A 22,937-nucleotide genomic window follows, 5' to 3' on the forward strand; every position below is an offset into this window, starting at 1 on the left:
CCGGGATGGACGCACCGCTGGTGTACCAGTTGTTCTGCCAAGGGCATCGCTGGGTAGCTATGTGCGGAAGGGATAAGTGCTGAAAGCATCTAAGCATGAAGCCCCCCTCAAGATGAGATTTCCCATAGCGTAAGCTAGTAAGATCCCTGAAAGATGATCAGGTTGATAGGTTCGAGGTGGAAGCGTGGTGACACGTGGAGCTGACGAATACTAATAGATCGAGGACTTAACCAATAAAAAAGCGGAAGCGACTCACTCAGAGTCGTTGGAGCTGAATTACGTTAAGAACTACATTTGTGTTATCTAGTTTTGAGAGAATATAAAAAAACTTGTTGACTTTTTTAGTGAATTAGGTATAATAATGATTGTCTCAAATGAATATTGTCTGGTGATGATGGCAGAGAGGTCACACCCGTTCCCATACCGAACACGGAAGTTAAGCTCTCTAGCGCCGATGGTAGTTGGGGCCTTGCCCCTGTGAGAGTAGGACGTTGCCAGGCTATATTATTCCGCAGTAGCTCAGTGGTAGAGCTATCGGCTGTTAACCGATCGGTCGTAGGTTCGAGTCCTACCTGCGGAGCCATTTATGGAGAGCTGTCCGAGATGGCCGAAGGAGCACGATTGGAAATCGTGTATACGTCACAAGCGTATCAAGGGTTCGAATCCCTTGCTCTCCGCCATTAGGAACTTTTGGCCCGTTGGTCAAGTGGTTAAGACACCGCCCTTTCACGGCGGTAACACGGGTTCGAATCCCGTACGGGTCACCACTTTTGGAGGATTAGCTCAGCTGGGAGAGCACTTGCCTTACAAGCAGGGGGTCGGCGGTTCGATCCCGTCATCCTCCACCATTTTAAATTAAAATAATAATCGTCGCGGGGTGGAGCAGTCTGGTAGCTCGTCGGGCTCATAACCCGAAGGTCGCAGGTTCAAATCCTGTCCCCGCAACCAAATGGTCCCGTGGTGTAGTGGTTAACATGCCTGCCTGTCACGCAGGAGATCGCCGGTTCGACCCCGGTCGGGACCGCCATTACATAAGGCTCGGTAGCTCAGTCGGTAGAGCAGAGGACTGAAAATCCTCGTGTCGGCGGTTCGATTCCGTCCCGAGCCACCATTTTGAATTAGCGAGCCGGCTTAGCTCAATTGGTAGAGCAACTGACTTGTAATCAGTAGGTTGGGGGTTCAAGTCCTCTAGCCGGCACCAGTAAGTTTCGGAGGGGTAGCGAAGTGGCTAAACGCGGCGGACTGTAAATCCGCTCCTTCGGGTTCGGCAGTTCGAATCTGCCCCCCTCCACCATTTATATAGGGGCATAGTTTAATGGTAGAACAGAGGTCTCCAAAACCTCCAATGTGGGTTCGATTCCTACTGCCCCTGCCAAATGAATATGGCGACTGTGGCGAAGTGGTTAACGCACCGGATTGTGGCTCCGGCATTCGTGGGTTCGATTCCCATCAGTCGCCCCATTTACTTTGAATATTTACAAATTGATTAAAATATGATAAGATTTTTAATGTCTTATATGAAAATCATTGTAATAAAGTTGATGATGATAACATATAATGTATTAATCATTCGATGGGCTATAGCCAAGCGGTAAGGCAACGGACTTTGACTCCGTCATGCGCTGGTTCGAATCCAGCTAGCCCAGCCATTTTGCGGAAGTAGTTCAGTGGTAGAATACAACCTTGCCAAGGTTGGGGTCGCGGGTTCGAATCCCGTCTTCCGCTCCAAATTGAATATGGCGGCATAGCCAAGTGGTAAGGCAGAGGTCTGCAAAACCTTTACCACCGGTTCGAATCCGGTTGCCGCCTTTTTTTTATATGCCGATGTGGCGGAATTGGCAGACGCGCACGACTCAAAATCGTGTTCCTTCGGGAGTGTCGGTTCGACCCCGACCATCGGTATCGTTAAATGGTTATCGTGAATTACAGAAGAATTAAGTAATAGCAACGTTTAAAACGTCTTTCTACAGTTTTGTAGGAAGGCGTTTTTTTGTGTTTTCAGGGGTAATTTTGCTTAAAAAATCCACTTTTATAATCGTATTCATTGGTCGTGTTCATAGGTAAAGAAAGGTGGTTAACTTATGGCTAGAAGAAAAAACACTTCAGCAGAAAGTAAATTAGCTGTTATTAAAAAATAAAGTAAATTCTATGTTGAAACGTTTGATGAAGCTATCACCTTATCAATATACTAAAAGTACTACGGATGGTGACATTTTTGTTGGTAAATTATATGGAGAAGATGTAATTCTTAAAGATGTTAAAGTTGATGAAATTACATACTCTAAGAGAACTCGAGAAGAAGCTGAACAACTTCGGAAGGAATTTGATAGAAGTGTCAGAAAAGATTTTCTTAAATCCTTAGTTAATGATCCTGTTAAGCTTGCTGAACCCAAGAATGCTGGTATATCAGATGGGGATATAGAATTGATGAAAAGAGGAAAGCCTCCAATAGGGTGGCAAGTACATCATAATCTTCCTTTAGATGATGGAGGGACAAATGCATTTGAAAATTTAACTTTAATACAAAATCACCCATATCATAAAGCTATAACTAATACACAACGTACATTAACTAAAGGCTTATAACCTGGAGATAGTGTAGACATAAGCTGGCCTATACCGAAATATAATATCTACCCTAAAGGGGAATAAATTTAGAAAGAGGTTTTTATATGTGGAAAAATATGATTTTGGAAATTGGAGATATACTGAAAAGTGTTAATTATAAGCTGAATACACCTGCAACGGATACTGAAGTTCAGAGATTAAGAGAACATGTAAAAGAGAAATTTAATGTTGATTTACCGAGTGAATACGAAGAGTTTCTTAAAACTGTAAATGGTTTAGACTTTGATGGACTGGTACTTTACGGAGTTGATTCTTCTTTACTAGAAACAAAAAAAGATGAACATATTTGCGGCTTTATAGACACGAATGAGATTTGGTATGAAAATGAATTTCAAAAAGAGTATCTTTTCTTTGGGGATTCAAATATTGCGTGGTTTTGTAAAAGCTTATCAGATGGTACTTATTTAGAACTTGATAAACCATCAGGTACGGTAATGAACACATATAATGATTTTAATACAATGCTTGAGGAAGCGTTAAAAATCACCCTTCTTTAATAGGAGGACTGCATTATGAATAATATTACTTGGATTGGAGTAAATAAAAAAGAAATTACAGATGAACAAATTGAACAATTAGAACAGTACTTTGGTATTAAATTTCCTAATGATTTTATTGAGTGTGTAAAGAAATATGATGGTGGCTATCCTACTCCAGATACATGTAAACGCCAGAATAAATTTTACAGTTTTCGCTAATATGGACTTTACATTTTTATCCACATTTGTCGCCCACTTTATTTGGAGAAGCAGGTATGATAGCCTTGTAGAATCAGCCATGGTTCTTTTATTACTAAGGCTTCAAGGCTGTTTATCATACCTGTAGAGGCTCCATGTCAAGTGGGCTATGCGTAATCTAATGTATAAAAGGAAACTTGGCAGAAATTGTGAAATACTCCTTGGCGTTTACAAATGGGTGGTACTCAAGCTGATGTAGCTGAAGTTTTACACAAAATAAGACAAGATTTATTAGAAGGTAAGATATAAGATTAAATGAACCAAAGAAATAACTATATGGCAATAAATGGTGAGGGAGAATATACATATGAAGATTTGGCAATTAAAAAGTTCAACTAGTGATTATCAAACTTTTCAATTATTAAATTATGAAGAGGATAAAAAATATTTTAATAATAGGCTGTGAAAAATTTGCATTTATTCCTAGTGTTGTTCAAAATGAAACGATTTTTTAAGTATATATAAATGAAAAAATTCATCCGAACTATCTGTTGGTATCAGATGAATTTAGAAATGCAGTTTTAGAGAATGATTTTAAAGGTTTTGAATTCTAAATCTAAAGACAAAACGAATTGATTCATGTTATAATTTTTAAACATAAGGATTCCTCTTTCTGTATTATTTTGTTGTGGTGACTTAATTTTATCAGAAATGGTCCTTATTTTTTATGAAAAAATTTAAATCCGGTGAAATTTTACTGACCGTAAAATTTCACCGGATTTTTAGTTTAGAGATGGATTTTGTCCCAGCCTCTTTTAATTCAATCTATTAACCACCAGTATGACCATCTGACATTTGTTTTACAGTATGAATAGCTTGATGTGTATCTTTAGAATCCAGTACACCAAATGTTAATGTTAGTGCAGTCATAATTCCCATTAAACTAATTATTACTTTTTTCATTTTAATGCCCCCTTAGCATGAATTTTTTCTCTTGCATTTGAACTTAGATAGAAATATTTACTTGCTTTTAAGTGATTTCCTTCATGATAAAATTTTACTGCTAATTTTTCATTATATTCATGAATGTACTCGTATAGGTTTTCTTTTTCAAAATAGAGCATTCCTGCTAGTATTATTGATTCTAATTGTTCTCCAGAAACCTCATTGTTTATCGCTAGTAAGATATTAAAGCGATGTTGGTATTCCTCATTTTTTAATTCTAAACTGATTTCTAAACCTGTTTTCAAAAGTTCTAATGCTTTTTCTTTATTATTAATTTTTGCGTGTTCACATGCTTCAATTAAAATCGCTCTATAGTTTGCCGGCATTTTTTCAGTTACTTCGGATAAATAGCGAATTGCTAATTCTGAAAGGTTTTGATTTGCATACATAAAACCTAAGTTATGTCGAACGTATAAGGTTGCTTGTTCTTCGTTTTGTTTTTGGAATATATCTAATGCAGAGATAAGACATTCTTCTGCTAATTCATATTCTTTCAAATGTATACATGCTAATCCATAAAGGTTATTACAGTAACCAATGTTTAATTCATAACCATTGTATTTAGAAAAAATTTCTTTTGCCTTAGAGACCTGTTTAAGTGCTAAAACATATTGTTGGTTATGACAACTAAAGGTAGAAAGTTTAAAATAAAATTCTGCTTGTTCAAGTTGATCTGGGATTTGTTTTAATTTAATTTCGGCTTTTTCATAATGTTCTTTTGCCAAATTATAATCACCAGTTATGTTTGAGTGCATTGCCTTGAAAAAATGGTAATAATATAATAAAGGTTCATCTGTTGGTATATCAAAAGATTCTATTTCTTTAAAACTATCTTTGCCAATACTTAAACTGTCCATCAAGTATTGATAACGGAAGTTCAATAAAGAGTAGTATAAAAGTACATTTTTATCGTCTTTTACACTGGTAATGTTTTTATCGATTTCTTTTTTTAGTTGCTTTGCATTATCTAAATTTCTTTTTCGAATTTCTATATACCAGTTATCTAATAACTTTGTAATCTGTTCATTCCCCTTTGTTTGAACGTTCATGATATCCTCCTTTGTATTTTATAGGTTCTTATAAATAATGATAGCAAGAATGGAATATAATAGATATTATACCTAATTGTTTTTCAATAAAAAACTGAATTTTCTGTTTTTTGAGAGAGGAATATAAAATCATTTTAAATAGTACATAATAGGAAGTATATGTGTATGGAAAAATATGATGTTTTTATTAGTAAGTGCAAATTTAAAATTTAAAGAAGCAGATGTATTAAGCGTATTGTTTAAAGTAGGAGCAGGGAAATAGATATGTTACATAATAATGGATGAACTGTTAAATAAGGCGTTTCAATAAAAGAATGTCTTATTTAATTTATATGATTAAAAACTGATCCTTCGATAAGGAAAAAATATATTAAATAACATATGTACATATATAATAGGAAGAAACTCGTTTTATGTCGAACTACTCAACTTGACGAACTTTTTTAAACAAAATATACTTGTTTACAAGATAGTCGTATGTGATAATTAGGTTTAATTTAAAATTGAACGTAAAAGAACGTATATATATATCAATGTTTTCGATGGTTTGAGGGAAGGATTAAATTCTATAACCGACTCAAAATCGTGTTCCTTCGGGAGTGTCGGTTCGACCCCGCCCATCGGTATTGAAGAGCGTAGAAAAAGACTCTAACAATTTTGGTTAGAGTCTTTTAGCATTTAATGAGATAAAAGAATAACTTATTCTGCTTGGAGATACAGTTGCTACTTATTTAACGAGACCTAGAGATCTGTCTTAAAATAATTATTTGCTTTCTCTTATTACATAATAAATGGAAGAAGTATTACATTCGCAATGAAGAATAAAATTCATGTATAATATATAATGTGAAATAAAAGCTATGCGAGTTTTTGTTAAGTTCATAATGAATTATGAACTTTTTATACTTATTTTGAAAAAGTGTTGAAGAAATACTATATTTCATATTAATATTTTTTATGTAGATTTAAACGTGAAAGAGAGTGGAACAGAATGGGTCGTAAATGGAACAACATTAAAGACAAAAAAGCCTCAAAAGATGCTAACACAAGCCGTATATATGCAAAATTTGGACGTGAAATTTATGTGGCAGCAAAACAGGGTGAGCCAGATCCAGAATCAAACCAAGCGTTAAAAGTTGTATTAGAACGTGCGAAAACATACAGTGTACCAAAATCAATTATTGATCGTGCAATTGAAAAAGCAAAAGGCGGTTCGGAAGAAAATTATGATGAGCTTCGTTACGAAGGATTTGGTCCAAACGGCTCGATGATAATCGTAGATACACTTACAAATAACGTAAACCGTACTGCAGCGGACGTACGTGCTGCGTTTAATAAAAACGGTGGAAATATGGGTGTAAATGGATCTGTAGCGTATATGTTTGATGCAACTGCTGTTATTGGACTTGAAGGGAAAACTGCGGATGAGGTACTTGAAATTTTGATGGAAGCAGATGTAGACGCACGTGATATTTTAGAGGAAGAGGATTCTGTTATTATTTATGCTGAACCAGATCAGTTTCATGCAGTACAAGAAGCGCTTAAGGCTGCTGGAACTACTGAATTTACAGTTGCGGAACTTACAATGCTTGCACAAAATGATGTAGAACTTTCAGAAGAGGCACAAGCACAATTTGAAAAGTTAATTGATGCATTAGAAGATTTAGATGATGTACAACAAGTTTATCATAACGTTGATTTAGGTGAATAATATATGAGCAAAAGGCCTTTTGTTATTTAGCAAAAGGCTTTTTTATATTCAAAAAGAACAGAAAGACTATAAAAGCATAAAATATTTTTAAGTTGATTGAAAGAACGTTTGTTCTGTATAATGGATATACATTTTAGTATATAAAACAACTAAGAAATACATTTGTATTCCGAAAAAATATATAGCAGATGGTATAATAAAAAGATAAACATTTTATTCCATATGAATGTTGTTAAGATGATGAACGGATGTTATAACTTACAAGATTGTAAGATAGGTGTAAGAGAAATCGATTGGATCTTCTTTTGGAAGACGATATTCTTAAATTAAGAATAATATATTCTATATAGAAAAGAGGTGGGCACGATGAAAGAGCGTGTATTATCTAGAGTGAATTATCATCAAAAAATTTCATTCAATCCGATTACAAAGTTTCTTTATAAAGCTATTATTTTATTATTATTACTAAGTTGTACTTTATTATTTATCGGAAATGTAATGATTGAACGTAGTGATATTAGCAAGCTGCAAGTTCCTGCTAAATTAGAGATACCAAGCTCGTTGGCTCACGCATTTATTGCGACTGAAGATAAAAGGTTTTACCATCATAATGGATTAGATTATATTGCAATTGTTCGTGCGTCTATTGAAAATATAAAAGCGGGTGGTATTGTACAAGGAGGAAGTACAATTACACAGCAGTTATCTAAAAATGCTTTTTTATCTAATGAGCGCACATTTTCTCGAAAATGGAAAGAAATTTTTTATACAAAAAAAATTGAGCGTACATTTACGAAAGATGAAATTTTGAAATTGTATGTGAGTAATATTTATTATGGAGAAGGTGCATGGGGAATTGAAAAAGCAGCAAAGTTATATTTTGGTAAAAAGGTTAACAAACTAACATTAAGTGAAAGTGCAATGTTAGCTGCTGTTGTAAAGGCACCTGCGTATTATTCACCTGCAAAAAATTACAATAAAGCTGTGGAACGAAGAAACGTAGTCTTAAAGCTAATGGAGCGAGAGGGATATATTAATCATAACCAATATGTGCAAGCACTAAGTGAGAAACTTGTTATTCGTCACGATCCAAAAACAGAGCATTTGATACAAAAGACAGCACGTGAAAAGCTTGTTAGTGAAAGGGAGTTCCGAGAGAGGAGCTTCTTTTTTATGGATAAAATATGAACAGAAGAGACACAATATTGTCACATTTACTCTATTTTTGGAATTTATGTGAGCGTGTTCATTGCATGACTGATATAAGTATTGATATTATGTGTATTGTGTACAGCAATGTACATAGAATATGAAATTAAAGAGGAATGCATATGAAATCATCGAACAAAATCATGATTCTTGGTATTGTTTTTTCTATTGCTGTATTAATTGTTATTGGAACAATTGTGTACAGTATTATAAATGACAAAAAAGAAAAAGGAAATGAGATGTTTGCTTATTCTACTCAACAAGCTTTAGGGAAAGAAGATGCTCCTGTGAAAGTTGTTGAATTTGGAGACTTCAAATGCCCAGCTTGTCGAACTTGGGATGCAACAGTATTTCCTCGTTTAAAAGAAGATTATATTAATAAAGGAAAAGTGCAGTTTTATTTTATTAACTTCCCATTTATCGGAAAAGATTCTGAATTAGGTGCTGCAGCTGGTGAGGCAATTTATAAACAAGATCCAGATTCTTTCTGGAAATTCTATGATGAAATTTATCAAAGTCAGAAAAAAGATACTGAGGAATGGATTACAGAAGAACTGCTTCTGAACATAGTGAAGGAAAAACTTCCAAAAGTGAATGTAGAACAGTTTAAGAAGGATTTACACAGTAAGGAAATGAAAGAAAAAGTACGTAAAGATTTTGATCGTGCAGAAAAACTAAAAGTACAAGGTGCACCATCGGTATATGTAAACGGAAATCTTACAAATCCTGATTATGACAGTATGAAAAAGGAAATTGATAAAGAATTGAAAAAGTGATGAGACCCCTCATCACTTTTTCGACTTTTTTCGATAAAATTATTGCATAGGCTTTTATTACGTGCTATACTACTTTACATAAGTTATTGAAATAACTTATGTATTTTTTATGATTTGCGGGTGTAGTTTAGTGGTAAAACAAGAGCCTTCCAAGCTCTGGTCGAGAGTTCGATTCTCTTCACCCGCTCCAGCTATTATTTCGTATTTTTATAATAACTTGTGATCAACGCAGTGTTTCGTTTCTAAGATAAACGAGGCATTGCGTTTTTTAATGTTTGGAAAAGAATATTTTATGCAAGAATAGAATGAACGAATATGATTATGAAATGAATTGCTAACCAACGGTAGATGATTCAATATATATTCATCGTAGAAGGAGGCAAAGCATGGATTTTGAGAAATTAAAGCAAGATGTAATAGCGTATAGTAAAACGATTGGAATCGATAAAATAGGGTTTGCAAGTGCTTCTCCTTTTGAAGAATTGAAGCAGCGTTTAATTCAGCAGCAACAATTAAATTATCAATCTGGTTTTGAAGAACCTGATATTGAGAAGAGAACAAATCCACAGCTATTATTACCAGGGGCAAAATCAATTATTGCGATTGCATTAGCTTATCCATCAAAACTAAAAAATGCACCGCTAAGTAAGAGAGGAGAGAGACGAGGCATTTTTTGTCGCGCGTCTTGGGGACAAGATTATCATCTTGTTTTACGAGACCGTTTGAAAAAGTTAGAGACGTATTTAATCGAAAAGCTACCTGGTATAGAAGTAAAATCAATGGTTGATACAGGAGAATTAAGTGATCGTGCTGTTTCAGAACGTGCTGGTATCGGGTGGAGTGGAAAAAACTGCTCGATTATTACTCCAGAATTTGGTTCTTATGTATATTTAGGTGAAATGATTACGAATGTCCCGTTTCCTCCTGATCAGCCTATAGAAGATCAGTGTGGAAGTTGTACAAAATGCATTGATATTTGTCCAACTGGAGCTTTAGTACAAGGGGGACAATTAAATGCAAAGAAATGTATTGCTTTTTTAACACAGACAAAAGGATTCTTGCCAGAAGAATATCGGGATAAGATAGGAAACAGAATATATGGGTGCGATACATGTCAAACTGTCTGTCCAAAGAATAAAGGGAAAGACTTCCATAATCATCCCGAAATGGAACCAGATCCAGAATTAGTTAAACCACTATTAATACCGTTATTAACAATAAGTAATCGAGAGTTTAAAGAAAAATATGGGATAATGTCTGGATCATGGCGAGGAAAGAAACCGTTGCAGCGAAATGCAATTTTAGCACTTGCTCATTTTAAAGAAACAGCAGCAGTACCACACTTAATTGATGTAATGAAAGATGATCCAAGGCCTGTTATACGAGGAACAGCGGCATGGGCTCTTGGGAAAATTGGCGGTGATGGAGTAGGTGTTGCTATTGAACGTGCAATGGAGCGTGAGAAGGATGAAGAAGTTCTTCATGAAATGAAGCGTGGACTTGAATTATTAGCACAGAAAAAAGAGTAGATAATATTCCCCTGTTTCATATTGTAATATGGGGAGGGGAGAAAATGACTGTAAAATCTTACATTGAAAAACAGATACAACAATCTTTAGCATTTATAGTTGATAAAAGGGAACATGTAGATGGAATTTCTCCAGATTTATGGAAGGTATTACAGCGGAAAAAAAACTTATTTCAAAAACGTGGTGCAAATATTATAAAAGCAACAGCAGATATTTCTTTTATTCGGCAATTAAATAGTAAAGCGTATCAAGAAGTGGATTATCAAGTACATTTGAAATATTTCATTCAACATAAAGAATTATTTTATATAGAAGAAGAACGAGTAGAGCGGCGTATACGTTTAAAAGGAGAGAGAATCGAAGAAGATTACGTTATTGAAGTGAAAGATAAACTTAGCAGTGAAGGACCAATAGAACGTGAAAGAGCAAAAGAAAAATTTGGGTTCTATCAATACAATCGTCTTGAAGCAGTTAAATATGCGGAACGTTGGTGGGATAATCGAAATCCAGTATACCGTAATTTTCCTGATAATTGTACAAATTTTGTTTCCCAATGTCTTCATGCAGGGGAAGTACCAATGACAGGATATCCTAATATTCGTAAAGGTTGGTGGCAAAGGGGAAATCAATGGAGCTGGAGCTGGGCAGTTGCTCATTCGTTTTATTGGTATTTATCAGGAGCAACAACAGGCTTAAGAGCTAAATCGGTTGAAAAACCAGAAGACCTTATACTTGGCGATATAATTGCTTATGACTTCGAGAATGATGGAAGATGGAATCATACGACGATTGTAGTGGCGAAAGATGCAGATGGGATGCCGCTTGTCAATGCTCATTCAGCTAATAGCCGAAAGCGTTATTGGAATTATGAAGATTCTAGTAAGTATACACCGCAAATGAAGTACAAATTTTTTCATATTATTAATGGGTAGAGATTTTTCATTCAAGTGGTATAATACGTAGTAGAGAAAAAATTGAGGTGAATATTCCGTGGGAGTAAATGTTGTTTTATATCAACCAGAAATTCCAGCAAATACAGGAAATATAGCACGTACGTGTGCAGCGACTGGAGCTGGGCTACATTTAATTAGACCGCTTGGGTTTTCAACAGATGATAAAATGTTGAAGCGCGCTGGTTTAGATTATTGGGAGCATGTAAAAATTACGTACTATGATTCAATTGAAGAGTTTTATGAAAAAAATCAAGATGGTGAATTTTTCTATTTAACAAAGTATGGTGAAAAAGCACATACAGCGTTTGATTATAGTAATCCAGAGAAAAATTATTATTTTGTATTTGGAAGAGAAACAAATGGTTTACCAGCAAATATCATTCAAGAAAACTTTGACCATTGTTTGCGTATTCCAATGACAGATAAAGTTCGCTCATTAAATTTATCAAATACAGCAGCTATTTTAGTTTATGAGGCTTTTCGTCAACAAAATTATCCAGGTCTAGATGAAAAGATTGTGTACTAAAAGTTGTCACTTGACGACTTTTTTATGAAAGAAATATGCCTTCATACGTTTTGAAAAGAGATGTGTCATTTGCGCATGGTGATTATTTTAACCATCTGCTTTCTGTTCAAGATGTAGAAAAGTGATGTGCTTAGGCACATCACTTTTTGTTTGTTCCCGGCTTATCATTATACCCAGCTGTAAAAATAGCAGTAAGAAATGTAAGTGAAACCCCTAGAATTAATAATAATTTCATGTTACATTCCCCCCTCTCTTTTTGTTTATAAATTCATTCTTTCGTTATGTATTGTTCTTTGAGGTGAAGAAGGGATTAAATTCGGACGAATAAAGAGATGCGTTCCCTAATATCTTTATTATACAGAATTTTCTTATTGTTTTGGGTAGATTTTTTAGGATGATAAGATATTTCATTTTGATTTAAAGAATGTTTAGGGACATCCTCGCATACCTTTTATAATAATCCGATTGAACAAGGAGATGGGGGAGGAGCTATAATGGATATTCTAAAAAAGATTGAACAGCACCGAGAATCAGAGGAACGTTTAAAGTGGGAAGGGACGTTTGCGGAGTATTTGGATCTTGTAAAAGAAAAACCATGGGTGGCCCAAACAGCACACTCTCGCATTTATAATATGATTAAAGATGCTGGCATTGAAGAGGTAGATGGGAGAAAAAGATATAATTTCTTTAGTAATCAACTTTTTGGATTAGAGGATGCTTTAGAACGTCTTGTTGAGGAATATTTTCATCCATCAGCAAAACGTCTAGATGTTAGAAAGCGAATCTTATTATTAATGGGACCTGTTAGTGGTGGGAAATCGACGTTAGTTACGATGTTAAAAAGAGGATTAGAAACATATTCACGTACAGATCGTGGAGCTATTTTTGCTATTAAAGGTTGTCCAATGCATGAAGATCCTCTTCATTTAATCCCGCATCATTTACGAGATGCTTTCTTTGAGGAATATGGCGTAAGGATAGAAGGGAATTTATCGCCGTTAAATATGATGAGGTTAGAACAGGAGTATGGTGGAAGGATAGAAGATGTAATGGTTGAGCGCATTTTCTTCTCAGAGGACCGTCGTACAGGAATTGGAACATTTAGTCCATCGGATCCAAAGTCACAAGATATTGCTGATTTAACAGGAAGTCTTGACTTCTCTACAATTGCTGAATATGGTTCAGAATCGGACCCGCGTGCTTATCGTTTTGATGGAGAGTTAAATAAAGCGAACCGAGGAATGATGGAATTTCAAGAGATGTTAAAGTGTGATGAAAAATTTTTATGGCACTTGTTATCTCTCACACAAGAGGGGAATTTCAAGGCGGGCAGATTTGCACTTATTTCAGCAGATGAATTAATTGTAGCTCATACAAACGAAACAGAGTATCGCTCCTTTATCGCAAATAAGAAAAATGAAGCATTACATTCGAGAATTATTGTTATGCCAGTACCATATAACTTACGAGTAAGCGAAGAGGAGCATATTTATGAAAAAATGATTCGCGAAAGCGATGTATCCGATGTGCATATTGCCCCTCATACACTTCGAGTTGCAGCAATGTTTACTATTTTAACTCGATTAAAAGATCCAAAGCGTCCAGATATTGATCTCATTAAAAAGATGCGTTTATATGATGGTGAAATGGTAGAAGGATATAATTCGATTGATGTGGAAGAATTACAGCGTGAATATCAAGATGAAGGAATGAGCGGCATCGATCCTCGATATGTTATTAATAGAATTTCTTCTACAATTATTCGAAAAGAAGTTCCATCTATTAACGCACTTGATGTATTGCGCTCTTTAAAAGACGGATTAGATCAGCATCCATCTATTAGTAATGAAGATAGAGAACGTTATATGAATTTTATTTCATTAGCGCGAAAAGAATATGATGAAATCGCGAAGAAAGAAGTGCAGAAGGCATTTGTGTATTCGTATGAAGAATCAGCTAAGACACTTATGGATAATTATTTAGATAATGTCGAAGCATATTGCAATAAATCAAAATTACGTGATCCATTAACGGGCGAAGAAATGAGTCCAGATGAAAAGCTGATGCGTTCTATTGAAGAACAAATTGGTATTTCCGAAAACGCCAAAAAAGCATTCCGTGAAGAGATTTTAATTCGTATCTCAGCTTATGCGCGTAAAGGAAAACGCTTTGACTATAATTCACATGAACGTCTTCGTGAAGCAATACAGAAAAAACTGTTTGCTGATCTGAAAGATGTAGTAAAAATTACGACATCAACGAAAACGCCTGATGAAAATCAACTCAAGAAAATTAATGATGTTGTAGCACGCTTAATTGATGAACATGGATACAACTCTTCGTCTGCTAATGAATTGTTACGTTATGTGGGCAGTTTATTGAATCGATAATATGATAATAGAACGCTGTCTCTTTCTAGAATGGAGACGGCGTTTTTATATCGTATGAGAGTACGGGCTACAAATAGCGATATAAAGAAAGGTATAGGAACTCCAAATGAAGAATAAGGCTTGTCCAATATAATAAATTAAGATGCAATTTTATGAATTTATTGTCAATTATTTTTGTAATATGCATATGATAGAGTAACCAACCATTCATACAGAAAAAAGCCGACACAATATCATATGTTACAAAGCACAAAAGTGTGCAATAATGCATTGTGTTTATTTCGTACATCTTGGCAGTATGTTCACGATTATGGATTGCGTATCAAATTCTTTGTTGGGAATGTTCGGGGTAGGATGTAAGTATGAGTTGAGAAGAAAGGTTCATGAGCAGTTTTGTATTGCCATTTGAATCATACTGTTTTAAGCAATATGAAGGAAAAACTAGTAAGGAGGGAAAGGAATGAGCGAAGAAAATAAACATAATTACACAATTTCACAGGAAAACTGGTCCCTCCATCGCAAAGGATATGACGACCAACAACGCCATCAAGAAAAAGTACAAGAGGCAATTAAAAATAATTTGCCAGATCTTGTAACAGAAGAAAGTATCATAATGTCTAATGGTAGGGATGTTGTCAAAATACCAATTCGTTCTTTAGATGAATATAAAATTAGATATAACTATGATAAAAATAAACATGTTGGGCAAGGAAATGGTGATAGTAAAGTTGGCGATGTCGTTGCACGAGACGGTTCTGGTGGTCAAAAGCAGAAGGGACCAGGAAAAGGGCAAGGCGCAGGTGATATAGCCGGAGAGGATTATTATGAAGCAGAAGTATCTATTTTAGAATTGGAGCAAGCTTTTTTCAAGGAGTTAGAATTACCTAATTTAAAGAGAAAAGAAATGGATGAAAATCGGCTTGAGCATATTGAATTTAATGATATTAGAAAGACGGGGTTATGGGGAAATATTGATAAGAAACGAACAATGATTTCAGCGTATAAACGAAATGCAATGAATGGAAAACCATCGTTCCATCCAATTTATCAAGAAGACTTAAAGTTTCGAACATGGAATGAAGTGTTAAAACCAGAATCAAAAGCAGTTGTATTAGCAATGATGGATACAAGTGGATCGATGGGAATTTGGGAAAAATATATGGCACGAAGCTTTTTCTTTTGGATGACAAGATTTTTACGTACAAAGTATGAAACAGTGGATATTGAATTTATCGCACATCACACAGAAGCGAAAGTAGTAACGGAGGAAGAATTTTTCTCCAAAGGCGAAAGCGGTGGTACAATATGTTCCTCTGTTTATAGAAAAGCACTTGAGCTTATAGATGGAAAGTATTCGCCGGAACGCTATAATATTTATCCATTTCATTTTTCTGATGGGGATAACTTAACATCTGATAATGCTCGTTGCGTCAAGCTTGTGCAGGAATTGATGAAGGTATGTAATATGTTTGGGTATGGGGAAGTGAACCAGTACAACACTCCACCATATACCCAAACATATTTTTGTTTAAAAGATTAGGAAGGTATAAAAATGCTTCAATTTTTGAAAAGGACGTATATCTAAGTTTAGAGGTGTAAGAGGTTCTTTTTATATCAATCAGAGCATGAATTTTCTTATTAGATTACTCCTTGAATCCTTAAAATAATTTCAGCTATGACAATAGAACCTAAAAATGTCCCTAAAAAAACAAATATTCCTACGATAATACTACGTAATCCTAATTTAGAAAAAGTAACCCAATTTCTACCTACTGAAATACCCGCATATGCTAGAACGGGGGTAGCTAAAGAGAGAATATTTATTTTTGAAGTCCAATTTACAATATAAGAAGAAAATGGAAACCAAGGAACTGTAATTAATATACCGACAAGGCCTATATAGCCAACTGCTGGAATCTTTAAAGGAACTATTTTTTCTAAGAAGAAACCTATTGAAGAAATAGTAATTAAAATTAACATACCCATAATAGATTGTTTAGGTGGTATATTGAAGCTAATCCAGTTTGCAATTATAGACATAAAACCGATAATACATAATAAGAGAGAGGATTTAAATATTGTTGACATCAGATTTTTCCTCCTTAACTACTGAATCTTTTTTCTTCATTCGTCGTTTATCTAATAGATTATATGTTTTTTCAGTTAAAGGTAAACTAATCAGCATACTTACATATAATCCGGTAGATAAAGAAATCAAATTACTAGCACCTGCAAAAGCTATAATCTCATCTTGTAAGGAAGGAAATGAGGCAACTAATGCACCTGAAGAAGCCGCCATCATACTTCCACTTCCTATACCTGAAGCCATTGCTAAAGAATAAGGATGAAAAATTTTAAAAGTTGCTAATAATCCTGCTAACACTCCAAAAAATAAGGCACCAAAAACCGTTCCAAAAATGTAAATTGCCATTACCCCATGACCTTCAGGAGAATTAAAACCATACTTATTCGTAATTAATCCTACATTAGGCTCTCTACCAATAGAATGAGTCATTCCGATAGCTTCACGTTTAAAGCCGAGTAGCATAGCTATAGGAAGAGCTAAAATAATAGTACCTATGTGACCTAGTTCTTGCAATAATAAAGCGGGACCTGCACTTAATAGTACTTGCAACTGTGGTCCAATCACAACGCCTGTTTTTGCAATGGTTAAAGTAACGCCAGTAACAATTATAGGTTCTAAGTTTTTAGCATGTTCTTTTTGAATAAGAGGTGAAAAGTATGAGAGAAGTCCTATTAAAAATGCATAAAGCATAGGTAATAACAATATAATTCCAATTCCTAACTTAATATAAAACGGCCCTATAAATTCAGTGAGAAGCACAATACAAAAAACTACAGCATGTAATTTCCAGTTTTTTAATAAATGTTTTACTTGTTTGTCATCCATATTTTTTCCTCCCTCAATATCTTGTTTTGAAAATGGTATTTTGTTACAATTTAAGAAACGTATAGAAATGGGGTGGGGGGTTGTATATTCAAGTATTCTTAGTAGGACTCTTAGCAGCTATGTCACCAGGGCCAGATTTTTTTATTGTCATGAAAAATAGTCTGGATTTTGGGTCCCGTACAGGTATTGCTACTGCAATAGGTATAGCTTTAGCTCTCGTTATACATATTACCTATACCATACTTGGATTTACAGTAATACTTCAGAAATATCCTGCGGTATTTATAATTATTCAGTTATTAGGGGCAGCATATCTAATTTGGTTAGGATGGAATGCCATCCGGTCAACTTCTAAAGAAACAAATGAAATTACCGAAGATTTAAAGAATGAGAAAATTTCAAAAAATCTTTTTCAAGCATTTAAAGAGGGATTTCTTTGTAATGTTCTAAATCCTAAATCTGCTTTGTTTTTTTTAAGCATATTCTCTCAATTTATTTCTACTAATACGCCTGATTGGATACGCTGGGTATATGGAGTTGAAATTATTTTTGCAGTAGGATTATGGTTTGTGGTATTAGCAACAATAATATCTTATGGAAAATTCAGATTATTTTACCGAAGGTATTCTTTTTGGTTCGATCGTTTCCTAGGTACTGTAATTATTTTATTTGCTTTAAAAATTATTTTTTCAGTTGTAAAATCAACATAGGCCTTCTCAATAAAAGAGGGCCTATGTTTTATTAAATTAAGACCAAAAAACTATATCTTTATTTGGCATTAAACCCGCAAAAGAACTAACAGTAATACGATCCTCACTACCACTTGCTTTTTGAACTTCGTGATAATTTTGAGGATTAAAAAACACTAATTCTCCTTGTTGCGGTGTAATTCTAATACATTCTGCATTTTTAACAGCTTCATAATCGTATGCATAACTATCTTTTAATTTATAAAAAGCTTCATCAGATTTTTTCCAAGGACGATTATAGACTACTGTAGAACCTCCATTAGCACTTGGTTGTAAATAAATATTCCAAGCTAGTTGAGCATTGATTTTACCTATAGTCCATTCAGGGAATAAGCCGTCTAGTCCTCCAGCCCAATCAACATGAATCAAGGCACGGTCCATAACACGTACAAGTCCTGCAAAATATGTATCCCCAGTTTCTTCTTCTATGGCAAAGTCTACATTGTGTGGCCAAGCATCCCCAACGAATCTTATTACGTTTTTAGCTAAATCTCCAGAATCTCTAAAAATAGATTCTCTTGCTTGGTTTGCTATAACTGCTTTTTTAAAGTATTCCTTTTTCTTTTCTATGCTGAATCTATGTTCAAATTGAGTGGTTCCTATTTTTCCGATTTTAGGATATACACCTTCATAATAATTTACTCCATATTCTTTAATGCCATTTAAAGCTTTTTCGCAAATTTCTTTCGATATAAAGTTAGGAATTCTAATTGCACCGATATTTCCTTTGAATAAATCTTCCAGTAGTTCTACAGATAATTTTTGCGTTTCTTCTATGCCCCAAGTTTTAACAATAACCATTATAAATTTTCCTCCCAAAATATAACATTTTTTACATTTAATAGTTTATCATATAGAGTTATATTTTAACACTATTTTTTATACATCATTAATAATCAGTTCAAATCTCCTTTTTCCTTTGCCTTTAGATTTATTAGATATTATTTGAAAGGAACCTATTTCTTTAGTTTCAGAAACATGAGTACCATTACATGGTTGTTCATCTAAATTTTCTATTTCTATGAGGCGAATATTGTTTATATTATTAGGAATAAGACTAAGAACAGTTTTAATTTTTCCATCTAAATTGGTTCCTTCACATCGATTAATAATTCGGGACTTAATTTGATGGTTATCTTGAATAATTTCATTAATACGTTTTTCAATATTCTGAAATTCAGTGTCGGAAAGTTGTGCATTAAACTGTATATCAATTCTAGCTCGATTTTCAAAGATTTGATTTCCGAGAGTTAATGCATCATACTCGTTATAAAGATAACCAGCAAAAACATGTAGCAAGGAATGATAGCGCATAAACTTATATCTTCGATTCCAATCCAATACTAGTTCAACTGGTCCATATTGCAACTTTTCTGAATTATCAATAAAGTGAATGATCTCATTATCAACTCTTTCAACCTTATTAACTGGAAAAATAATTTTATTCTGCTTTAAATATCCAATATCACAGGGTTGTCCACCGCCAGTGGGATAAAATATGGTTTTATCTAATATTATTTTTTCATTTTCTATATTTTTAATTATAGAAAACCCCTGTTTTATGTAAGGATTCTCTAAAAAAATTTCTTTTGACATATATAACCCTCCTTTTTTTATGATTATTTTACCATTTTTGTTATATAATTTAAAATAATTCTGAAAAGGGGGAAGATTTTAATGATTTGTATAAATAACATTCGATTAATTATAGGGGATAACTTGGAAACTATTGAAACTGGCTTTATAGTTTTTGATCAAGAGCGTATTATTGAAGTATCGAATCAACCTTTATTAAATTTACCTACTGAATGTCAGGTGGTTGATGGAACAGGCTTGACGGCATTACCTGGATTAATCGATGCTCATGTTCATTTAGGAATGGATTGTTCGCCAGATCCATTTTTCAGTATGAGTCATACAGATGATACCACAATTGCTTATCTTGCTTATAAACAAGGTATTCAATTTCTTGAATCTGGAATTACAACCGTACGAAATTTAGGAACTAGAAATAATATTGATATTCAATATAGAGATTCTATTCAAAAAAATATAATAGATGGACCACGCGTATTTGCTTCAGGTAACCCCATTATTATTACGGGGGGACATGGACAAGCAATGGGAATTGAGGTTGATGGAATTGATGAGATAAGAAAAGCATCTAGAACTCAAATAAAAGCTGGTGCTGACTTACTAAAATTAATGGCTACGGGTGGTGTTTTAACAAAAGGAAATAAACCTGCCTCAGTACAATTAACTATCGATGAGTTAAAATGTGCTTGTCAAGAGGCTAAGAATGCTAATATAGCTACAGCTGCTCATGCAATAGGAATAGAAGGTGTTAAAAATGCCATAAGAGCAGGTGTTCATACGATAGAGCACGGTTACTATCTAGATAATGAATCGATTCAAATGATGATTAACCAAGATGTGTATTTGATTCCAACTCTTTTGGCACCTATATTAATTTTAAATAATCCAAATCAGATTCCACAACATATGTTAGATAAATTAGAAGATATTGAGGTGCATCATAGAAAAAGTTTCCGTAGTGCTTTGAGTCAAGGTGTAAAAATTGCTGTGGGTACTGATGCGGGTACTCCATATAATTTCCCAGGCCAAATAGTAGATGAAATGAAGATTATGGTAGATGAAGGTATGAGTAATTTACAAGCGATTCAGGCGGCAACTAGTGTAGGTGCTGCTTGTTTGAAAATTGACTCTCTAACTGGAACATTAGAAAAAGGAAAGTGGGCAGATATTCTTATAGTTGAAGGGAATCCATTAGAGAATATATTGGATTTGAAAAATGTGAAACAAGTATTTAAAGCTGGCAAACCATGTTTAAATACATATGAGAATATAACACATTTTGCGTAAATGAATAAATGGTGGATTAGAAATGAATTTGAAGTAATGAAGAAAAAATTACTAAAGATAGTCTAGATCTAAAATATAATTATAGCCAGTTTAATACGTTTAACAATAGGAGGTTAATTGGATATTTTGAAAAAAAATAAAGAGTTGATTCTGACAAGAAATTTTAAAGAGAATCTATCGCTATTCTCCCTGGGTAGAAAAGAAGATGATAGGGGATAAATAATAAAAAAACTAGGCCATAATTACTTGTATTTTAAGAAAAGTGTAGCCTAGTTTTTTATTTTATCTGTTCTATATTCTAGTATATAATTCGATTAAAAATTCATCTTTTCTTTGCCAGATTTTTTTTCTTAAATATGTAGCCTTTTCAAGCACTGACTTGAGAAGGCGATTTTTCTTTTCTATATCATTCGTTGCATAATAAGCCTCTAAAACATTTTTGATTCTCGGAACAAATTCATGTATATGTTTTTCTTTTTCTAATATCTTTTTAATTTCATGTTTAAGCTCTTCAATTGCCTTTTGCGTAGTCTTCAATCGTACAGCAATAGATTTTTGCCTCTCTAAGAATGTTTCAACATCATATACACCTTTCTCCAACAAATCATGGAGATTATTTTTTTGTTTTTGCAAATTAATCATTTGTTGTTCTTTCTTTTCTAAAGCTTTTTGTTGTAGATGAATATTATTTTTTCTTTTCTTTTGTTGTACCATGTTTTCTTGTATCTCAAAGCTTTCGATAATTTGTTTTAATCCATCAAGTATGCGCTGTTCAACGAGTGCCAAAGAAGCACCTTTTTGAACTCCTTTGCATGACGGCTGTACACAACGTACTTGAGGATTAGGGCGATCTTTTCGTGGCTGATAAAGCATAGAATGCCCACATAGCTCACATAACAAGAGGCCTGCCAATGGATTAGAAAGTTTTTTTGTCTTAATTGTTGGTGGTCGCCAGCGTTTACTATGAGCCGTATTAGCCTTTTGAAATAATTCTTCTGATACAAGTGGCGGATGAGCGTTATCATGTCGCTGCCATCTTTCTTTTGATACTTTTTTTCGAATGTATTTCCCGTTTTGTTTAATGTAACGGATTTTCCCCCAAATAATGTGACCAAGATATACTTCGTTTTTTATAATGGATGAGATAGTTGAAGGATTCCAATATTCGCCTTCAGGAGGAGCAATACCCAATCTATCTAATTCTTGTGCAATCGCTTGTCTACCTATTCCATTTGCCATTAATTCGAAAATTTTAGGTATTACCCAACTTTTTTCAGGATCAGGATAAAGTTTTAAGTTATTATCTCGTAGGTATCCATAAGCTGGAACACGAGAGATTGATTTTCCCTCTTTTGCGGAAGCTTTTCTACCACGCTGCATACGCTTAACAATTGTTTTTAATTCCTCCCGTGCAATTAAAGATTTTATACTGAAGGTTAACTCTTGATTTTCATCATTAGGATTGATAACTTCTGTTGGTGTAATAATAAATGTTTCTGAATAACGAAATACACGATAAATTGTTCCTTGATCTACCATATCACCGCGACCAAGGCGATCTAAATCCATTACTAATACTGCATCAGCTATGCCAGTCTCTACTTCACGAAGTAATTTTTGCATCATAGGTCTTTCAGATATATATTCACCAGAAACAACTTCTTCAAAAATATCAATGATATTATGATGCTCTTTATGAGCGAGTTCTAATAACTGAGTTCGATGACGTTCAAGTGTATCATAATGTTGTCCGTGTTCCATTGCTTTTTTTTCTTCTTCTAGATCTTTACGGCTTTTACGTAAATAAATAAATACATCAAGTTCTTCTGGACGATACATTAGTTTCACCTACCAGCTTGTCTAGTATTATTGTTATGGATATGTATAGCTAGCTTGTCCTATGAAAATGATAGTTCGTCTTTTTTCCTGTCTTGCATACAT

General features: G+C 34.0%; 18 protein-coding genes, 16 tRNA genes, 2 rRNA genes and 3 pseudogenes (1 of these 39 cut by a window edge). 32 read left to right on the forward strand and 7 right to left on the reverse strand.

What is annotated here, in order from left to right:
* The 21 genes and pseudogenes from BCER98_RS02595 to BCER98_RS23790 form a co-directional block, all read left to right on the forward strand.
* Positions 1–234 (forward strand): 23S ribosomal RNA (locus BCER98_RS02595); it begins 2,688 nt to the left of the window's first position.
* Between the two features lie 150 nt (positions 235–384).
* Positions 385–500 (forward strand): 5S ribosomal RNA (rrf, locus tag BCER98_RS02600).
* Positions 501–508: 8 nt separating this feature from the next.
* Positions 509–583, forward strand: a tRNA-Asn gene (locus BCER98_RS02605).
* A 5-nt stretch (positions 584–588) separates the two neighbouring features.
* Positions 589–680: transfer RNA gene (locus BCER98_RS02610), tRNA-Ser, on the forward strand.
* Between the two features lie 12 nt (positions 681–692).
* Positions 693–767 (forward strand) — tRNA-Glu (locus BCER98_RS02615).
* Between the two features lie 5 nt (positions 768–772).
* Positions 773–848 (forward strand) — tRNA-Val (locus tag BCER98_RS02620).
* A gap of 23 nt (positions 849–871) precedes the next feature.
* Positions 872–948 (forward strand) — tRNA-Met (locus BCER98_RS02625).
* A 3-nt stretch (positions 949–951) separates the two neighbouring features.
* A tRNA-Asp gene (locus tag BCER98_RS02630) sits at positions 952–1,027 on the forward strand.
* 8 nt (positions 1,028–1,035) lie between these two features.
* Positions 1,036–1,111, forward strand: a tRNA-Phe gene (locus BCER98_RS02635).
* Positions 1,112–1,125: 14 nt separating this feature from the next.
* Positions 1,126–1,201: transfer RNA gene (locus BCER98_RS02640), tRNA-Thr, on the forward strand.
* A 9-nt stretch (positions 1,202–1,210) separates the two neighbouring features.
* Positions 1,211–1,294 (forward strand) — tRNA-Tyr (locus tag BCER98_RS02645).
* A gap of 7 nt (positions 1,295–1,301) precedes the next feature.
* Positions 1,302–1,375, forward strand: a tRNA-Trp gene (locus BCER98_RS02650).
* Positions 1,376–1,385: 10 nt separating this feature from the next.
* Positions 1,386–1,461 (forward strand) — tRNA-His (locus BCER98_RS02655).
* A gap of 113 nt (positions 1,462–1,574) precedes the next feature.
* Positions 1,575–1,649 (forward strand) — tRNA-Gln (locus BCER98_RS02660).
* A 4-nt stretch (positions 1,650–1,653) separates the two neighbouring features.
* Positions 1,654–1,728: transfer RNA gene (locus BCER98_RS02665), tRNA-Gly, on the forward strand.
* A 10-nt stretch (positions 1,729–1,738) separates the two neighbouring features.
* A tRNA-Cys gene (locus tag BCER98_RS02670) sits at positions 1,739–1,809 on the forward strand.
* 11 nt (positions 1,810–1,820) lie between these two features.
* Positions 1,821–1,902: transfer RNA gene (locus BCER98_RS02675), tRNA-Leu, on the forward strand.
* Positions 1,903–2,148: 246 nt separating this feature from the next.
* Positions 2,149–2,586, forward strand: a complete 438-nt coding sequence (locus BCER98_RS02680; protein ID WP_011983572.1) for an HNH endonuclease signature motif containing protein — start codon at positions 2,149–2,151, stop codon at positions 2,584–2,586.
* Positions 2,587–2,672: 86 nt separating this feature from the next.
* Positions 2,673–3,125 (forward strand): YrhA family protein, encoded by a 453-nt coding sequence (locus tag BCER98_RS02685; protein WP_011983573.1) that lies wholly within the window; start codon positions 2,673–2,675, stop codon positions 3,123–3,125.
* 15 nt (positions 3,126–3,140) lie between these two features.
* Positions 3,141–3,308, forward strand: a pseudogene (locus tag BCER98_RS02690) (SMI1/KNR4 family protein); the annotation flags it as partial.
* 443 nt (positions 3,309–3,751) lie between these two features.
* Positions 3,752–3,919: pseudogene (locus BCER98_RS23790) on the forward strand (imm11 family protein); the annotation flags it as partial.
* A gap of 214 nt (positions 3,920–4,133) precedes the next feature.
* On the opposite strand, the gene BCER98_RS23320 reads toward BCER98_RS23790, so the two are convergent.
* Together BCER98_RS23320 and BCER98_RS02700 are read right to left on the reverse strand one after the other, a co-directional pair.
* Positions 4,134–4,268, reverse strand: coding sequence for a hypothetical protein (locus BCER98_RS23320; protein WP_256941437.1), 135 nt, complete (start codon positions 4,266–4,268; stop codon positions 4,134–4,136).
* Complete coding sequence (locus BCER98_RS02700) at positions 4,265–5,359, reverse strand: Rap family tetratricopeptide repeat protein (protein ID WP_011983575.1); 1,095 nt, start codon at positions 5,357–5,359, stop codon at positions 4,265–4,267. The genes BCER98_RS23320 and BCER98_RS02700 overlap by 4 nt, the downstream gene beginning before the upstream one ends.
* Positions 5,360–6,350: 991 nt before the next feature.
* On the opposite strand from BCER98_RS02700, the gene BCER98_RS02705 reads away from it, so the two are divergent.
* From BCER98_RS02705 to yhbH, 9 genes and pseudogenes are all read left to right on the forward strand, one after another.
* A complete protein-coding gene (locus BCER98_RS02705) occupies positions 6,351–7,070 on the forward strand; it encodes a YebC/PmpR family DNA-binding transcriptional regulator (protein WP_011983576.1) in 720 nt (239 codons plus the stop codon).
* 366 nt (positions 7,071–7,436) lie between these two features.
* Complete coding sequence (locus BCER98_RS02710; protein ID WP_011983577.1) at positions 7,437–8,258, forward strand: transglycosylase domain-containing protein; 822 nt, start codon at positions 7,437–7,439, stop codon at positions 8,256–8,258.
* Positions 8,259–8,401: 143 nt separating this feature from the next.
* Positions 8,402–9,055 carry a DsbA family protein gene (locus BCER98_RS02715; protein WP_011983578.1) on the forward strand — a complete coding sequence of 218 codons (654 nt, stop codon included), beginning with the start codon at positions 8,402–8,404 and terminating at the stop codon, positions 9,053–9,055.
* A gap of 116 nt (positions 9,056–9,171) precedes the next feature.
* A tRNA-Gly gene (locus tag BCER98_RS02720) sits at positions 9,172–9,245 on the forward strand.
* 196 nt (positions 9,246–9,441) lie between these two features.
* The gene (gene queG, locus BCER98_RS02725; RefSeq protein WP_011983579.1) at positions 9,442–10,584 is read left to right on the forward strand and encodes a tRNA epoxyqueuosine(34) reductase QueG; all 1,143 of its coding nucleotides are present in this window, start codon (positions 9,442–9,444) and stop codon (positions 10,582–10,584) included.
* A gap of 44 nt (positions 10,585–10,628) precedes the next feature.
* On the forward strand, positions 10,629–11,516 hold the full coding sequence (locus BCER98_RS02730) for an amidase domain-containing protein (protein ID WP_011983580.1): 888 nt from the start codon (positions 10,629–10,631) through the stop codon (positions 11,514–11,516).
* 58 nt (positions 11,517–11,574) lie between these two features.
* Positions 11,575–12,063, forward strand: coding sequence for a tRNA (uridine(34)/cytosine(34)/5-carboxymethylaminomethyluridine(34)-2'-O)-methyltransferase TrmL (gene trmL / locus BCER98_RS02735; RefSeq protein WP_011983581.1), 489 nt, complete (start codon positions 11,575–11,577; stop codon positions 12,061–12,063).
* 494 nt (positions 12,064–12,557) lie between these two features.
* Positions 12,558–14,453 (forward strand): PrkA family serine protein kinase, encoded by a 1,896-nt coding sequence (locus BCER98_RS02740; protein ID WP_011983583.1) that lies wholly within the window; start codon positions 12,558–12,560, stop codon positions 14,451–14,453.
* A gap of 460 nt (positions 14,454–14,913) precedes the next feature.
* Positions 14,914–15,951, forward strand: a pseudogene (gene yhbH / locus BCER98_RS02745) (sporulation protein YhbH); the annotation flags it as partial.
* A 140-nt stretch (positions 15,952–16,091) separates the two neighbouring features.
* Here yhbH and BCER98_RS02750 read toward each other — a convergent pair.
* Positions 16,092–16,541 carry a hypothetical protein gene (locus BCER98_RS02750; protein WP_011983585.1) on the reverse strand — a complete coding sequence of 150 codons (450 nt, stop codon included), beginning with the start codon at positions 16,539–16,541 and terminating at the stop codon, positions 16,092–16,094.
* A complete protein-coding gene (locus BCER98_RS02755; RefSeq protein ID WP_011983586.1) occupies positions 16,525–17,364 on the reverse strand; it encodes a DUF3100 domain-containing protein in 840 nt (279 codons plus the stop codon). The genes BCER98_RS02750 and BCER98_RS02755 overlap by 17 nt, the downstream gene beginning before the upstream one ends.
* An 80-nt stretch (positions 17,365–17,444) precedes the next feature.
* Between BCER98_RS02755 and BCER98_RS02760 the strand changes: the two genes are divergently transcribed.
* A complete protein-coding gene (locus tag BCER98_RS02760; RefSeq protein WP_011983587.1) occupies positions 17,445–18,074 on the forward strand; it encodes a LysE family translocator in 630 nt (209 codons plus the stop codon).
* A gap of 36 nt (positions 18,075–18,110) precedes the next feature.
* Here BCER98_RS02760 and BCER98_RS02765 read toward each other — a convergent pair whose 3' ends face one another.
* A complete protein-coding gene (locus tag BCER98_RS02765; protein ID WP_011983588.1) occupies positions 18,111–18,914 on the reverse strand; it encodes a 2OG-Fe(II)-dependent halogenase WelO5 family protein in 804 nt (267 codons plus the stop codon).
* 78 nt (positions 18,915–18,992) lie between these two features.
* Positions 18,993–19,709, reverse strand: a complete 717-nt coding sequence (locus BCER98_RS02770; RefSeq protein WP_011983589.1) for an alanyl-tRNA editing protein — start codon at positions 19,707–19,709, stop codon at positions 18,993–18,995.
* A gap of 81 nt (positions 19,710–19,790) precedes the next feature.
* Here BCER98_RS02770 and BCER98_RS02775 point away from each other — a divergent pair, with 81 nt between their 5' ends.
* Complete coding sequence (locus BCER98_RS02775) at positions 19,791–20,996, forward strand: metal-dependent hydrolase family protein (RefSeq protein ID WP_011983590.1); 1,206 nt, start codon at positions 19,791–19,793, stop codon at positions 20,994–20,996.
* 291 nt (positions 20,997–21,287) lie between these two features.
* Here the strand turns inward: BCER98_RS02775 and BCER98_RS02780 are convergent, their stop codons facing one another.
* Positions 21,288–22,835 (reverse strand): recombinase family protein, encoded by a 1,548-nt coding sequence (locus tag BCER98_RS02780; protein WP_011983591.1) that lies wholly within the window; start codon positions 22,833–22,835, stop codon positions 21,288–21,290.
* Positions 22,836–22,937: the final 102 nt, after the last annotated feature.

The organism is Bacillus cytotoxicus NVH 391-98 (genome assembly GCF_000017425.1).
In the GTDB taxonomy this organism is placed as follows: domain Bacteria; phylum Bacillota; class Bacilli; order Bacillales; family Bacillaceae_G; genus Bacillus_A; species Bacillus_A cytotoxicus.

Coding starts and splice junctions, on each gene's coding strand:
- BCER98_RS02680 (WP_011983572.1), top strand. CDS start 2,149: ATGTTGAAACGTTTGATGAAGCTATCACCTTATCAATATACTAAAAGT.
- BCER98_RS02685 (WP_011983573.1), top strand. CDS start 2,673: ATGTGGAAAAATATGATTTTGGAAATTGGAGATATACTGAAAAGTGTT.
- BCER98_RS23320 (WP_256941437.1), bottom strand. CDS start 4,268: ATGAAAAAAGTAATAATTAGTTTAATGGGAATTATGACTGCACTAACA.
- BCER98_RS02700 (WP_011983575.1), bottom strand. CDS start 5,359: ATGAACGTTCAAACAAAGGGGAATGAACAGATTACAAAGTTATTAGAT.
- BCER98_RS02705 (WP_011983576.1), top strand. CDS start 6,351: ATGGGTCGTAAATGGAACAACATTAAAGACAAAAAAGCCTCAAAAGAT.
- BCER98_RS02710 (WP_011983577.1), top strand. CDS start 7,437: ATGAAAGAGCGTGTATTATCTAGAGTGAATTATCATCAAAAAATTTCA.
- BCER98_RS02715 (WP_011983578.1), top strand. CDS start 8,402: ATGAAATCATCGAACAAAATCATGATTCTTGGTATTGTTTTTTCTATT.
- queG (WP_011983579.1), top strand. CDS start 9,442: ATGGATTTTGAGAAATTAAAGCAAGATGTAATAGCGTATAGTAAAACG.
- BCER98_RS02730 (WP_011983580.1), top strand. CDS start 10,629: ATGACTGTAAAATCTTACATTGAAAAACAGATACAACAATCTTTAGCA.
- BCER98_RS02740 (WP_011983583.1), top strand. CDS start 12,558: ATGGATATTCTAAAAAAGATTGAACAGCACCGAGAATCAGAGGAACGT.
- BCER98_RS02750 (WP_011983585.1), bottom strand. CDS start 16,541: ATGTCAACAATATTTAAATCCTCTCTCTTATTATGTATTATCGGTTTT.
- BCER98_RS02755 (WP_011983586.1), bottom strand. CDS start 17,364: ATGGATGACAAACAAGTAAAACATTTATTAAAAAACTGGAAATTACAT.
- BCER98_RS02765 (WP_011983588.1), bottom strand. CDS start 18,914: ATGGTTATTGTTAAAACTTGGGGCATAGAAGAAACGCAAAAATTATCT.
- BCER98_RS02770 (WP_011983589.1), bottom strand. CDS start 19,709: ATGTCAAAAGAAATTTTTTTAGAGAATCCTTACATAAAACAGGGGTTT.
- BCER98_RS02775 (WP_011983590.1), top strand. CDS start 19,791: ATGATTTGTATAAATAACATTCGATTAATTATAGGGGATAACTTGGAA.
- BCER98_RS02780 (WP_011983591.1), bottom strand. CDS start 22,835: ATGTATCGTCCAGAAGAACTTGATGTATTTATTTATTTACGTAAAAGC.